This window comes from Paenibacillus sp. FSL E2-0177 (assembly GCF_037992975.1).
In the GTDB taxonomy this organism is placed as follows: domain Bacteria; phylum Bacillota; class Bacilli; order Paenibacillales; family Paenibacillaceae; genus Paenibacillus_AQ; species Paenibacillus_AQ odorifer.
Genome location: NZ_CP150307.1, coordinates 5,997,722 through 6,009,857, shown reverse-complemented (window position 1 = coordinate 6,009,857; position 12,136 = coordinate 5,997,722). Strand labels below are relative to the sequence as shown.

The 12,136-nt window shown below is 44.6% G+C and carries 13 protein-coding genes; 9 read left to right on the top strand and 4 right to left on the bottom strand.

All coding sequences use genetic code 11. The annotated features are described in order from the left end of the window. The 7 genes from MHI25_RS26660 (at position 1) to MHI25_RS26630 (ending at position 8,208) form a co-directional block, all read left to right on the top strand. The gene (locus MHI25_RS26660) at positions 1-705 is read left to right on the top strand and encodes a PspA/IM30 family protein (RefSeq protein WP_036685540.1); all 705 of its coding nucleotides are present in this window, start codon (positions 1-3) and stop codon (positions 703-705) included. Between the two features lie 197 nt (positions 706-902). Continuing rightward, positions 903-1,550: a cell wall-active antibiotics response protein LiaF gene (liaF, locus tag MHI25_RS26655; RefSeq protein WP_036685537.1), complete on the top strand. Its 648-nt coding sequence runs from the start codon at positions 903-905 to the stop codon at positions 1,548-1,550. 31 nt (positions 1,551-1,581) lie between these two features. Further along, complete coding sequence (locus MHI25_RS26650; protein WP_340394612.1) at positions 1,582-2,616, top strand: sensor histidine kinase; 1,035 nt, start codon at positions 1,582-1,584, stop codon at positions 2,614-2,616. Positions 2,617-2,634: 18 nt separating this feature from the next. After that, a complete protein-coding gene (locus MHI25_RS26645) occupies positions 2,635-3,288 on the top strand; it encodes a response regulator transcription factor (protein WP_036685532.1) in 654 nt (217 codons plus the stop codon). A gap of 193 nt (positions 3,289-3,481) precedes the next feature. Continuing rightward, positions 3,482-4,297 (top strand): YwmB family TATA-box binding protein, encoded by an 816-nt coding sequence (locus MHI25_RS26640; RefSeq protein WP_340394611.1) that lies wholly within the window; start codon positions 3,482-3,484, stop codon positions 4,295-4,297. Positions 4,298-4,502: 205 nt separating this feature from the next. After that, positions 4,503-6,053 (top strand): glucose-6-phosphate dehydrogenase, encoded by a 1,551-nt coding sequence (zwf, locus tag MHI25_RS26635; protein ID WP_036685526.1) that lies wholly within the window; start codon positions 4,503-4,505, stop codon positions 6,051-6,053. Positions 6,054-6,609: 556 nt separating this feature from the next. Next, on the top strand, positions 6,610-8,208 hold the full coding sequence (locus MHI25_RS26630) for a peptide chain release factor 3 (protein ID WP_076184819.1): 1,599 nt from the start codon (positions 6,610-6,612) through the stop codon (positions 8,206-8,208). 100 nt (positions 8,209-8,308) lie between these two features. On the opposite strand, the gene MHI25_RS26625 is transcribed toward MHI25_RS26630, so the two are convergent. Next, on the bottom strand, positions 8,309-8,545 hold the full coding sequence (locus MHI25_RS26625; protein WP_076130310.1) for a small acid-soluble spore protein SspI: 237 nt from the start codon (positions 8,543-8,545) through the stop codon (positions 8,309-8,311). A gap of 234 nt (positions 8,546-8,779) precedes the next feature. Between MHI25_RS26625 and MHI25_RS26620 the strand changes: the two genes are divergently transcribed. Beyond that, positions 8,780-9,439 (top strand): TrkA family potassium uptake protein, encoded by a 660-nt coding sequence (locus MHI25_RS26620; protein WP_036685517.1) that lies wholly within the window; start codon positions 8,780-8,782, stop codon positions 9,437-9,439. A gap of 41 nt (positions 9,440-9,480) precedes the next feature. Then, on the top strand, positions 9,481-10,266 hold the full coding sequence (locus tag MHI25_RS26615) for an RNA methyltransferase (protein ID WP_248549719.1): 786 nt from the start codon (positions 9,481-9,483) through the stop codon (positions 10,264-10,266). Between the two features lie 43 nt (positions 10,267-10,309). Here the strand turns inward: MHI25_RS26615 and MHI25_RS26610 are convergent, their stop codons facing one another. From MHI25_RS26610 to MHI25_RS26600, 3 genes are read right to left on the bottom strand one after another with little or no spacing between them, the layout of a single operon-like run. Further along, positions 10,310-10,483 (bottom strand): hypothetical protein, encoded by a 174-nt coding sequence (locus tag MHI25_RS26610; protein ID WP_340394610.1) that lies wholly within the window; start codon positions 10,481-10,483, stop codon positions 10,310-10,312. Between the two features lie 3 nt (positions 10,484-10,486). Beyond that, a complete protein-coding gene (locus MHI25_RS26605; protein ID WP_081383349.1) occupies positions 10,487-11,041 on the bottom strand; it encodes a methyltransferase domain-containing protein in 555 nt (184 codons plus the stop codon). A gap of 6 nt (positions 11,042-11,047) precedes the next feature. Next, the gene (locus MHI25_RS26600) at positions 11,048-12,082 is read right to left on the bottom strand and encodes a HAMP domain-containing sensor histidine kinase (protein WP_340395711.1); all 1,035 of its coding nucleotides are present in this window, start codon (positions 12,080-12,082) and stop codon (positions 11,048-11,050) included. Positions 12,083-12,136: the final 54 nt, after the last annotated feature.

Genomic DNA, 12,136 nt, shown 5'->3' with positions numbered 1-12,136 from the left:
ATGGGAGTATTTCAAAGAATTAAAGATATGACAAAAGCGTCGGTAAATGACTTGTTGGATAAGGTAGAGGACCCAATCGTAATGCTTAACCAATATCTGCGCGATATGGAGGCTGAAATTCACGAAGCAGAAGTAACAGTTGCTAAACAAATGGCTAACGAACGCCGTATGAAGCAACGTGTGGAAGAAGCAGCGAAAATGTCTGCACAACGTGGATCACAAGCTGAACTGGCACTGAAAAATGGCCAAGAAGAAGTAACTCGCAAGCTGTTGGAAGAAAAAATCTACTTTGACCAAAAGCAAGTGGAGTACAGTGATCTTCACGCACAAGCTGAAGTACACGCTAAGGAATTAGTGCAACAACTGCATGACATGAAGGATGAGTTCTACAAGCTGCGCAACAAACGTAACGAGCTTGTATCCCGTGCTCAAATGGCTAAAGCTAAAAAACAAATGTCGCAAATCAGCAGCGTACATTCCATTGAAAGTGGCAGTGCATCACTCGGATTCCACCGGATGGAAGAGAAAATTATGCAGCTTGAGGCTGAAGCAGATGTAATGCGTGCACCTTACAGCCCATCCGCTGCTTATAGCAAACCCGTTGATGTTGAGAAGCAACTGAAAGTGGATGAGCAATTGGCGCTACTGAAAAACAAGCTGAATGATACACCCGCGGCTCCTTCTCTAAACAAAAAAGAACAATAAATCCTGTTCCTAAAACTTGGACGGATATGATATGCTGGACAAGAAGAAGCCATACGGTATGGATCTCCATACCGATATGGCTTTTATAGCGGCTAGCTATAATATTTAACGGTGATAATATTCCTCATCATAGTGACGGATATCTAACCGATAGTATAAAATGAGTTTTGCTTCGCAAAACTTTTAGGAGGTGCGAAATGGATAAACGAAACCGTTTGATTGCCATCGGACTGATTGCTGTTGGCTGCATGATGATTTTTGGTAGATGGCTCGGCTTTTTCTCCATTGTCGCGCTTCTGTTCCTGCTGCTGGGAGTCTACCGTACGACATCAGGCAAAGTAAAGCAGGGCTATAAACTGCTCGGGATAGGTGCTGTATTGCTTTTGCTGGACCATTTGGTGCTCGTGCTGGGGATTTGTTTAATCTCACTTGGGATGTTTTTTACCAAATCCAAAAGAGTACAGCGTAAGGAAGGGTTTATGCAGAAGCAGAACTTTTCATCCAGATTTGACTGGGACCGCTCACCTTGGGTGATGCACAGCCTTAGCTCTTGGCATGTACTGGGTGAGGCCGATGTGGATCTTTCATTAGCTATGGCGGATCATAAGGAAACGGTCATGCTGTTTCAAGGGATTTTTGGCGATATGGACATTAACCTGTCCGATGATTACGGCGTGGAAATTGAAGCTTTTGTGCTCTTTGGGTCCATTGAATTCGGCAACCAGCGAGATACAGGGATGTTGAACCGTCTGAATTGGAAATCAGCTAATTATGACAGCAGTGAATACAAAGTGAAATTTAGTGTTTCTTATTTAATGGGAGATCTAGATGTACGATTATCCTGAAAAGCTTGATAGAGAAGGGAGAGTCCCCCGCATGGAAAAAAAGAACAAAAACATGATATCACGCAGCATGGGTGAGGGGGCTCTGTTCTCTTTGGTCATGCTGCTTGTGATAATGTATGTCATGTATACATATGGCTATTTGAAGCCTTTTGAAAGCTGGAAATTTGGCGTGCGGACAGCCGTCACTCTAATTCTTCTGCCTATGGGCTTTGGGATTGGTTATGGCTTTTATCAGAGCTTTCGTGTGAAGCGGCAGTTGGAACGTCTTAGGCAGACCCTCGTATTATGGGAAAAGGGGAATTTGACGCTGTCCATGCCGGATCTAGGTGATGATGAGCTGGGAAGGCTCGGAGAACAGCTTGGCCGGATTAGCGGCAAATGGGAGAATCAAGTGACGACGCTGCAGCGGTTGTCCACGAATAACGCGAAGCTTGCGGAGCAGGCGCGGGTATCTGCTATTATGGAGGAACGGCAGCGGCTTGCGCGTGAACTGCACGACGCTGTTTCCCAGCAGCTATTTGCAATCTCCATGACTGCCACGGCGGTGGGCCGGACCTTGGAGAAAGATTTCGATAAAGCCCAGCGGCAAATTGCGCTTATAGAAGAAATGTCTGCCGTAGCCCAATCGGAGATGAGGGCATTGCTGCTGCATTTGAGACCTGTTTATTTGGAAGGAAAGGGACTCGAACAAGGTCTGCAGGAATTGATCAAGGAGCTTAAGGTCAAGGTACCGATCGAAATTGTATTTGAGATGGACCCTGATGTGCAGCTGTTAAAAGGGGTAGAGAATCACTTGTTCCGTATCGTCCAAGAGGCGATTTCTAATACACTTCGTCATGCGAAAGCAGAAAAAATAGAAATCCGGCTGCATAGACGGGGAGATACAGTTCGCTTGACGTTGCGTGATGATGGGATCGGCTTTGAGATGGACGACACCAAACAAGCTTCCTATGGTTTGTCGAACATGCAGGAGCGGATTAATGAAATCGGAGGCTCCATTCAGTTCATTACCGCTCCGGGTAAAGGAATGCGTATTGAAATTACCGTTCCGTTAGTCAATGAATAATAGGAGGAAAGAGTAACCATGGAGATGGAGGAAGCAATTAAAGTACTACTCGTAGATGATCATGAAATGGTACGGATCGGGCTAGCAGCAGTTTTAGGTACCGAGGATGGAATTGAGGTCGTAGGTGAAGCTGGAAGTGGAGAAGAAGGTATTCGGCTGGCTCAAGAGTACAATCCCGATGTGGTCTTAATGGATCTCGTAATGGATGGGATGGATGGCATAGAAACGACTAAACAGCTGATGAAGCAGTACCCAGAGATCAAAGTTATTGTTCTAACAAGCTATTTGGACGATGAAAAGATGTATCCCGTTATTGAAGCGGGCGCCTTTAGTTATCTGCTGAAGACTTCGCGGGCTAGTGAAGTGGCGGATGCGATCCGCGCTGCGGCAAGAGGACAGTCCGTGCTTGAGTCACAGGTGGCCTCTAAAATGATGAACCGTTTTCGAAACAATGCAAAAGGAGAATCACCTGCTTATAAAGAGCTTACGGAGCGCGAGATGGAAGTATTACGTCTGTTGGCGCAAGGTAAATCCAATCAGGATATTGCCGATCAACTAATTATTGGAATCAAAACTGTGAAATTTCATGTGACGAATATTCTCGCGAAGCTGGGCGTGGAAGACCGGACCCAAGCTGCAATTTATGCATATAAAAATGGACTAGCTGAATAATAATAAAGGACTGAAGCCTCTGCTTCAGTCCTTTTTATTGTACAAGAAAGTGTGTTTTGGGGCTCCCGCAAAGTACTTGAGTACGCCTCGAAGTATAAACCCTCACTTGGTGGGGATATTTCAGGTATAGAATCTCCTAATTCGAACATACTGTCTAGTAGATTGCTAGAGAGGTTCGAAGGGAGAATGACATATGCGGAAGATGAAGCTGAACAACGGAACAAAAAAAGGGACTTTTTTTATAATGATAATCGTGTGCTGCGCTGCGGCTCTGCTAGTTAATCTGCAAAGTGTTAAAGCGAATTCAACCGTTCTTGATGAGGACGTTAACCAAGCTTCAACAGGAGCCGAACTGAATCATGCTCTTGTGAGCTTAATTGATCTCGGAAAAGAAACAACCGTTTCTGATTCACCGCTGCGTTTAGTGTTAAAGTGGCAGGGAGAAAGCAGCAATTACGCGGATCTGTCTGCCGAAGTTGCTAAGCTAAGCACAAGTCTCGGATTGAATGTACCGTCAGGTACTGAGGAAGATGGACATATGACGTATCGTACAGAAGCTGTAAAACCATATGAAACGCGGCTCTCCTTATTTTGGAGTGAACTTAGCGAAGGCAACAGTTATGTGATTGTAACGTTAGAAGCGGCTGATCTGCAAAATGAAGCCAGCTTTCAAGCGGCTGCTCGTGAAGTAAGTATGATTCTTGAACAGAATAAAATTAAGGTGGAATGGAATATATCCCTTCAAGGAAGCGCGCAAGAACAGGGAGCACCTGAAAAAGTTCTAGCACAGACGGAGTCATTGATGCATGACCGGTTTGAAGCTGTGACCGGAGGAGAAAGCTACAAGGATATCTCAACGGTTAGCCGTACGTATTCGATTCCTAATTTGAATCGTTCTGTGATGAGTGGAAATCAGTCAGTTTCTGCCCAAATCGCAGTGCATCATGAAGATCAGAAGGGGACAAACCGCGTAACTATAGGCTTTCCTTTAATAACCATCGAATATTGACATTTTTCTCTTATATAAGCGCAGATATAGTTAATAATAAGAAATATTAATTGAAATTTGCGAAATCCCGAGAGTATTTGTCAGGAATGTGATAGCATCCTTTTTAGGAATATGCTAAAATGACATAACGTCGTTATTCACCTTATGTTAGTACCGACGCTGAGCATGTCAATAAACTATATTACATACAGAAAGATGAGGAGCCATGGCTGAAAATCAAACCCTTGATGCACTGCACACACCCGGTGCTGTCTTTTTTATCTTTGGGGCAACCGGAGACTTAGCCCGGCGTAAGCTTTTCCCGGCGATTTACAGCTTGTACCGTGAAGGTAAGCTGGCACAAGATTTTGCGGTAATTGGCGTGGCGCGGCGCCCGCGTACTCAGGAAGAATTTAGAAGTGATGTGAAGGAATCCATCCTTGAATTCTGCCGTTACAAAGCGGGAGAAGAAAGCGAATGGAATGAGTTTGTTCAGCATTTCGAATACAAATCTCTGGACATTAACAATATTGATGGTTTCCGCGAGCTAAGAGCACAAACTGAAGTTCTTGAAGAGAAATTCAGTATTCCGGGCAATCGGATGTTCTATCTTGCGCTGGCGCCTGAATTGTTCGGCAGTGTCTCCTTCAATCTTAAAGCTGGCGGGATGCTGGATAGTACGGGTTGGAATCGCCTCGTAATTGAGAAGCCTTTTGGTTATAATCTGGAGTCGGCTGAACAGCTGAACGAACAGATTCGTCAGGTCTTCAAAGAAGAGGAAATTTACCGGATTGACCACTATCTTGGTAAAGAAATGGTACAGAATATCGAAGTGATTCGATTTGCTAATGCTTTTTTCGAACCGCTCTGGAATAATAAACATATTGCCAATATTCAAATTACACTTGGCGAAACCGTAGGTGTAGAAGAACGCGGTGGTTACTATGACCATGCGGGAGCCTTACGGGACATGGGCCAGAATCATATACTGCAACTGCTGACTATGATTGCTATGGAACCACCAAGCCGTCTGCTCGCAGAAGATATTCGTGATGAGAAAGTGAAGGTACTTCGTTCCCTTCGTCCTTATGCGACATCTGATGAGGTGCGTGAGAATGTCGTAAGAGCACAATATATTCAAGGCTTACACCAAGGCAAAACCCTTCCTGCTTACCGTCAGGAAGATAAGGTTGACCCTGAGTCGAATACAGAGACGTATTTTGCTGCCCGTGTATTTGTAGATAACTTCCGCTGGGCTGGAGTTCCTTTCTACATCCGTACAGGTAAACGTCTCCCAGTGAAGACGACGGAAGTGGTAGTTGAGTTCAAAGGTATGCCAACCAACGTTTATTTGGGACAAAAGCATAAACTTGAGCCTAACCTCCTTGTAATCCGTGTGAACCCAATGGAAGGCATTTATGTAAAGATTAATGCCAAGAAACCAGGTTCAGAGTCTGAGATTCAACCGCTGGCTATGGACTTCTGTCAGAGCTGCCTGGTTGGAATCAATTCTCCTGAAGCATATGAGCGCTTGCTACATGATGCCGCACGCGGCGATTCCACTTATTTCACTCGTTGGGATGAGGTATCCTCGGCATGGTCATTCGTGGATCGTATTGCGAAAGCATGGAGCGAAGAGTCTAGCGACTTATCTTCTTATCCTGCTGGCTCTTGGGGTCCAGTGGAAGCAGATGAACTGCTTGCTAAAGAAGGTTTCCATTGGTGGCCTGTAAACGGCCAAGATGAAGATAATGTGGTTTGGCTGAAGAATAACTAAACCTTGAGTTAATGCTATCTCCCTGCAGAGGATGCAGGGAGATTTTTTGTAATGCTAAGATCTAAAAGATTGGACTTCAGACGGTGTTCGGGGGATCTGGGCACTGTTCTAATAACTGCACTTTGTACAATTAAAATCGCTTATCTCGTTGTGATTAGTCTTTTAGATGTATTTTCTGCAACTATAATCACCGCATAAGGCGGAAAAACGTGCACAACTTATTTTTAATTGCATCAAATGCAACTAAAGGCTAATGAAAATGCTAATACTTCAAGTAAGTGTAGGAAATACATCTATTTTCTTGAGCGATGATATGTGGGGATCATAATCCAGACCATTTGGGAGATATTTTGCGGCACGCGCTTTTTAGTAGATAATGTCTGCCGGATTTTGATATACTTTAGAGGATGCTTTCACTTGAAGCGGACTGGAGCTAGACCTAAGAGCTATTCATTCAGAAATGAAGGGGTATGAACAATGAGCAGAGCACCGATTTGATGAACCCCAGTGTAATTGAAGCAGAAGCAGGAATTTTATATATGAAGGGATATGTGTAATGAACAAAGCAATAGATCAGAAGCTGCAAAAGGAAGTGGATAGACGCAGAACCTTTGCGATCATTTCCCACCCGGATGCGGGTAAAACAACTTTAACGGAGAAACTGCTGTTATTCGGTGGCGCGATCCGTCTGGCGGGAACGGTTAAGGCCCGTAAAGCGAATAAGCATGCGACGAGTGACTGGATGGAAATTGAGAAGCAGCGGGGGATTTCTGTAACGTCTTCCGTGATGCAGTTTGATTATTTGAATCATCGCGTGAACATTTTGGATACACCGGGTCACCAAGACTTCAGTGAGGACACCTACCGTACCCTAACTGCAGCGGATAGTGCGGTCATGCTTATTGACGTGGCAAAAGGTGTGGAAGCCCAAACCACCAAACTGTTTCAGGTATGTGCTAAACGGGGTATTCCGATCTTTACCTTTATTAACAAGCTGGACCGTGAAGGACGTAGCCCGTTTGATCTGATGGAAGAGCTGGAGCAGGTTCTTGGTATTCGTTCTGTGCCAATGAACTGGCCGATCGGTAGTGGACGTGAGCTATGCGGCGTATATGACCGGATGAAAAATCAGGTAGAGCTATTCCAAGGTGACGATCACTCCGTAATCAAGGTTCAAAAGGTTGACGGATACCGTGATCCAATCATTCGTGAAATGGCTGGAGAGTATCTGCATGATCAACTGTGTCAGGATCTGGAGCTGCTGGATGTAGCAGGCGATGCTTTTGACTATGAAAAAGTATTAAGTGGTGAACTCACACCTGTGTTCTTTGGCAGTGCGATCAACAATTTTGGCGTACAGACTTTCCTCGATAATTTCTTGGATCTGGCACCGAAGCCTGAACCACGCCGCAGTACTATAGGGGTAGTAGAACCAACGAATGAGAAATTCACTGGTTATGTGTTCAAAATTCAAGCGAACATGAACCCGGCTCACCGTGACCGGATTGCTTTCCTGCGTATTGTGTCCGGGAAATTCGAACGGGGTATGAGCGTGAAGCATGTACGTGCCGGTAAAGATATCAAGCTGGCGCAACCACAGCAATTTTTGGCGCAGGACCGCGATATCGTAGAGGAAGCTTATCCGGGAGATATCATCGGTCTGTTTGATCCAGGTATTTTTAGAATTGGTGATACCTTGAGCCAAGCAGGAGATATGGAATTCGATGAGCTGCCAACGTTCTCACCAGAGATTTTTGCTAAAGTGAGTATTAAAAATGCATTGAAATCGAAGCAGTTCCAGAAGGGTGTCGATCAGCTGACTGAAGAGGGCATGATCCAGGTGTTCCGCACGGTCAACTTTGACGATATTTTGCTTGGCGTAGTTGGACAACTGCAGTTTGAAGTGTTTGAGTACCGCATGAAGGGTGAATATGGTGTGGATGTTCAGTTGCAGAGAATGCCGTACCAGTTTGCACGTTGGATCGTAGATGAAACTAAGCCGGATGCGAGCAAATTCAGAATCAACTCAACGTTGGTGACGGATAAGAAGGGCAATTTTGTCGTGTTGTTCGAGAACGAATATGCTATGCGGACAGCGATGGATAAGAACCCGACAGCTAAATTCCTGGAAATGGCTCCAAAAGCATTACTATAATTAGGACGCTATAACTTTCTGAATGTAATAATAAAACCTCCGCCTCCATAGGTGAAGTTACACCATGGTGAGCGGAGGTTTTTGACTAGTTGCGGTCAGTTTACGATGTGATATCCCCAGGGGTAATAGTCTCCAGGTGATCATGCAGCATGGTAACCAACCTATCTTGCTTAGCGGGATCTAAATCCTTCCAGATCATTTCGAACACGGCGCCAAGTCCCGGGAGTGCTGCCTCCGGACCGTCCACAGAGCCTTCAATCATATGACGTAAATCCTCTTCAGATTGACCGTGCACTTTATGAATAATCGCCTGGCGCAAGTCAATGGTAACGGGCATAATGTACCTCCTTTTTTGAAAATATAGTGATATTGACCTCGTTATAATGTGCCCTGCAAAGGTGCTGGAAATTCAAGTTTTTGTCCAAATATAAGATAGTATAAGTTTGACACATATATATCATCCTTATATTCCTACGAGAAACGGTTGTCATCCATAAGGACGGCAATGACGTTTCTTCTTGGCTTATGCTATACTGTTTGAGATATAGAATGCTACGGGAGGTACATAGACATGGCCAAAAAACAATATGCCGTCATCGGTATGGGGCGTTTCGGATCTAGTGTTGCTAAGGCGCTCAGCGGCATGGGGTTTGATGTACTTGCGATTGATGCTGACGAGCAGCGAACACAGGAAATTTCAAGTATTGTAACTCATGCCGTATCTGCAGATTCCACGGATGAGGAGGCGCTGCGTGCCCTTGGTATTCGCAATTTTGATGTGGTGGTTGTAGCCATTGGCGAGGACATACAAGCTAGCATCCTGACAACACTTATCCTAAAAGACCTGGGTGTGCCTGCAATTCTGGCAAAAGCCAAAGGTGAACTGCACGGCAAAGTATTAAGCAAAATTGGTGCGGACAAGGTGATTTATCCTGAACGGGATATGGGAATGCGGGTTGCGCATCATCTTGCTTCGCCTAATATATTGGATTATATTGAGCTGTCGCCGGACTACAGTATTCTGGATATGAAGGTATCCGGACCGATGCTCGGAAAAAATCTACAGGAGCTCGACATCCGCGCAAGATTTGGCTGCAACGTAATGGCCATCCGCCAAGGTGAAGAAATGAACATCTCTCCCCGTGCAGAGGATCGCCTGATCGATGGCGATATCCTTGTTATTGTTGGGCATAAGGATAATTTGACGAAGCTGGAGATGGCGTATCAGTAGGAACAAAGAATAAATGGCAAGGCAGAAGAAAGGAAGACTTTATGGAAATCATGTCTCCGCAAAATACGCGGGTTAAAGAGTGGGCCGGGTTACAGGAGAAAAAGCATCGTGACAAGGCTCGTAAATATATCGTAGAGGGCGTTCATCTGGTTCAAGAAGCACTGCTGGCTGAAGCAGATGTGGAATGCCTTGCTTATGACCTCGACAAAGGAATGCCTGCTGAACTTAAGGGGCTGCTTCAGGCCGTTCAGGGAATGGAAGTGATTGGCGTTTCGGCGGCGATCATCTCAAAATGCAGCAGCACCAATACGCCGCAGCCGGTGTTCGCCATCGTGCGGAAGGAACAGCAGGCTGTAGAAGCTATCCTAGCGAAGAAGGATAGCCTTGTGGTTGTGCTGGACGGCGTGCAAGATCCCGGCAATGTCGGCACCATCATTCGCAGTGCGGATGCAGCGGGAGCAGACGGAGTGATCCTCGGACAAGGCTGTGCCGACCTCTATAATCCGAAGACCATCCGGTCCACGATGGGCTCGATGTTCCATCTTCCGGTGGTGGAGGGAGATTTAAGTGAGATTTTGCCACAGGCCCGGGAAAATGGGGCGCTGCTGGTGAGCACTTCGCTGCAGGGCGAAGAATCGTGCTATGAGCACGATTTTCAGGGCAGCCAGTGGCTGCTGATTGGCAGCGAAGGAAAAGGCATCTCGCCGGAAACGGCGCGACTCGTGGACAAGAGTATCATCATCCCGATGGCAGGCCGCGCGGAATCGCTGAACGCCGCAATGGCGGCGACGATTTTGCTGTTTGAGGGCATGAGACAGCGGGGATAAATTGTCACCGTTTGTAACGTGGTGTGAGTTGTAAGTCATCTTGTCACCGTTTGGAACGTAGTTTTCTCACAGTAAATCCAGTCCTGATGATCAAGATAATCTTGATCATCAGGACTTTTTTATAATCCTGCAACAGTATTGGCTGCACATAAGCCTGGCCATTTCCATTCTCAATACTTATACATTCTTTAGAAATTACTGTTTTCCGAATATTCATGTGTCATTCTTTTTTACGACAAATATATACGAATGTTGGAGGGAAAGTGTAAGGCACAAATTCAATTTTCTCAATAAGTAGTTGTTTAGCCCATCTTTTTTTCATGTGCAGCGAGTGCTGATATGCAACTAAAATTCCGCCTGGTTTAAGTGACTTAACAATCTGATGTAGGATTTTGTCACGCATTTCAATTGAAAAATTAAAAAATGGTAATCCGCAAATTATGCAATCTAACTCACGGATGCCTTCCTGATTCAATTTCTTGAGTAAGTAGCTGGCGTTGGAATGGAAAATGCATTCCGGATAAATTGCTTTTAAGTGTTCTCTCATTTTTTTATTCCGCTCAAACAAAAGCACTTTTGTAGAATTCGTTAATTGTGATGTCATGAGATGTGTAATAGCACCTGTACCAGCTCCAAGCTCTGCAACGGCATTTACATTATGCCATTGTACAGACTGGACTATTTTATTGGCTAATAATTGCGAACTGGGTAGAATATTTCCTACCCGCTTTGGATCTTTGAGGAAGCCTTGTAAGAAAAGTAAGTATTCAGACATAATCAATTAGCAATCCTCTCCGAAAGGCAATCTCAGTTGGAATGTGAAGACGTCATGAGTGTGTTTAAGCGTTAAAGTACCCTTGTGCAACTCAGCAATATTCCTAGCTATCGAAAGACCAAGTCCTGCCCCGGTTTGAATTCCCTGGCTTTTTCTTGAGTGGTCAACCTTATAAAATCGGTCAAATAGACGGTTTTCTTGATCCTGTGAGAGGGGAGTTCCTTTATTTTCAATCGCAATGGTACAGTGTTCAGAATCGGTTGTAATTCGTATGCTAATGCTTCCCGGGCTGATGGAATATTTTAAGGCGTTCATAAGTAGATTATCTATGGCTCTGGCTATTTTCTCACTGTCGATTAAGGTGATGATTGGACTCTTATCTATATCTTTTATAAGGTGGACATTGTTTTCTTGAGCGATCGGTTCGAATTCGAATAACAATTGATTCAAAAGCTGCGACAAATCGATTCTCTCCAGATTTAAACGGGAGTCAGCCGAATTAAGTCGGGTATATTCAAACAAATCATCGAGGAGTTTCTTCAAATGAAGCGCCTTGTTATAGGTGTTTTGAATAAAACGTGTGTATTCTTTTTTATCTTGGTACGATTCTGTACGTAAAAGCTCAATATACCCGATAATACTTGTAAGAGGGGTACGTAAGTCGTGTGAAATCCCCGTGATCATCTCCATCTTGGATTTTTCTATTTCGCGTTCCTTGATGATCTGTTGCTCTAAGCGCTCTGCCATCCGGTTGATGTTCAAAGCCACCAGTCCTAGTTCATCTTGGCGCACAACATTTACCCGATAACTCAAATTACCTTCGGATATAATCTGAAGTCCTTGTTCCAGCGCAATTAAATCTTTGACGATTCGCCGGGTCAATGTAAAAAATGTAATAACGAAAATAATGAAAAACATCGGAGTAAGAAGGTAGGCAAGAAAATTGAACACCCAATCCAATTTTGTCGCATTTCCAAAATGAAAGAACAAGATGCTAAGTGAGGTATTTATCGCAATGGTAATTATGAAACTCAACACCATCCTGATTAAGATATTGGATTGAATGCGTTTATTTATTTGTAGATTTCGTATGAT

Coding starts and splice junctions, on each gene's coding strand:
- MHI25_RS26660 (WP_036685540.1), top strand. CDS start 1: ATGGGAGTATTTCAAAGAATTAAAGATATGACAAAAGCGTCGGTAAAT.
- MHI25_RS26615 (WP_248549719.1), top strand. CDS start 9,481: ATGGAAATCATGTCTCCGCAAAATACGCGGGTTAAAGAGTGGGCCGGG.
- zwf (WP_036685526.1), top strand. CDS start 4,503: ATGGCTGAAAATCAAACCCTTGATGCACTGCACACACCCGGTGCTGTC.
- MHI25_RS26645 (WP_036685532.1), top strand. CDS start 2,635: ATGGAGATGGAGGAAGCAATTAAAGTACTACTCGTAGATGATCATGAA.
- MHI25_RS26625 (WP_076130310.1), bottom strand. CDS start 8,545: ATGCCCGTTACCATTGACTTGCGCCAGGCGATTATTCATAAAGTGCAC.
- liaF (WP_036685537.1), top strand. CDS start 903: ATGGATAAACGAAACCGTTTGATTGCCATCGGACTGATTGCTGTTGGC.
- MHI25_RS26610 (WP_340394610.1), bottom strand. CDS start 10,483: ATGAATATTCGGAAAACAGTAATTTCTAAAGAATGTATAAGTATTGAG.
- MHI25_RS26640 (WP_340394611.1), top strand. CDS start 3,482: ATGCGGAAGATGAAGCTGAACAACGGAACAAAAAAAGGGACTTTTTTT.
- MHI25_RS26630 (WP_076184819.1), top strand. CDS start 6,610: ATGAACAAAGCAATAGATCAGAAGCTGCAAAAGGAAGTGGATAGACGC.
- MHI25_RS26600 (WP_340395711.1), bottom strand. CDS start 12,082: ATGGTGTTGAGTTTCATAATTACCATTGCGATAAATACCTCACTTAGC.
- MHI25_RS26650 (WP_340394612.1), top strand. CDS start 1,582: ATGGAAAAAAAGAACAAAAACATGATATCACGCAGCATGGGTGAGGGG.
- MHI25_RS26605 (WP_081383349.1), bottom strand. CDS start 11,041: ATGTCTGAATACTTACTTTTCTTACAAGGCTTCCTCAAAGATCCAAAG.
- MHI25_RS26620 (WP_036685517.1), top strand. CDS start 8,780: ATGGCCAAAAAACAATATGCCGTCATCGGTATGGGGCGTTTCGGATCT.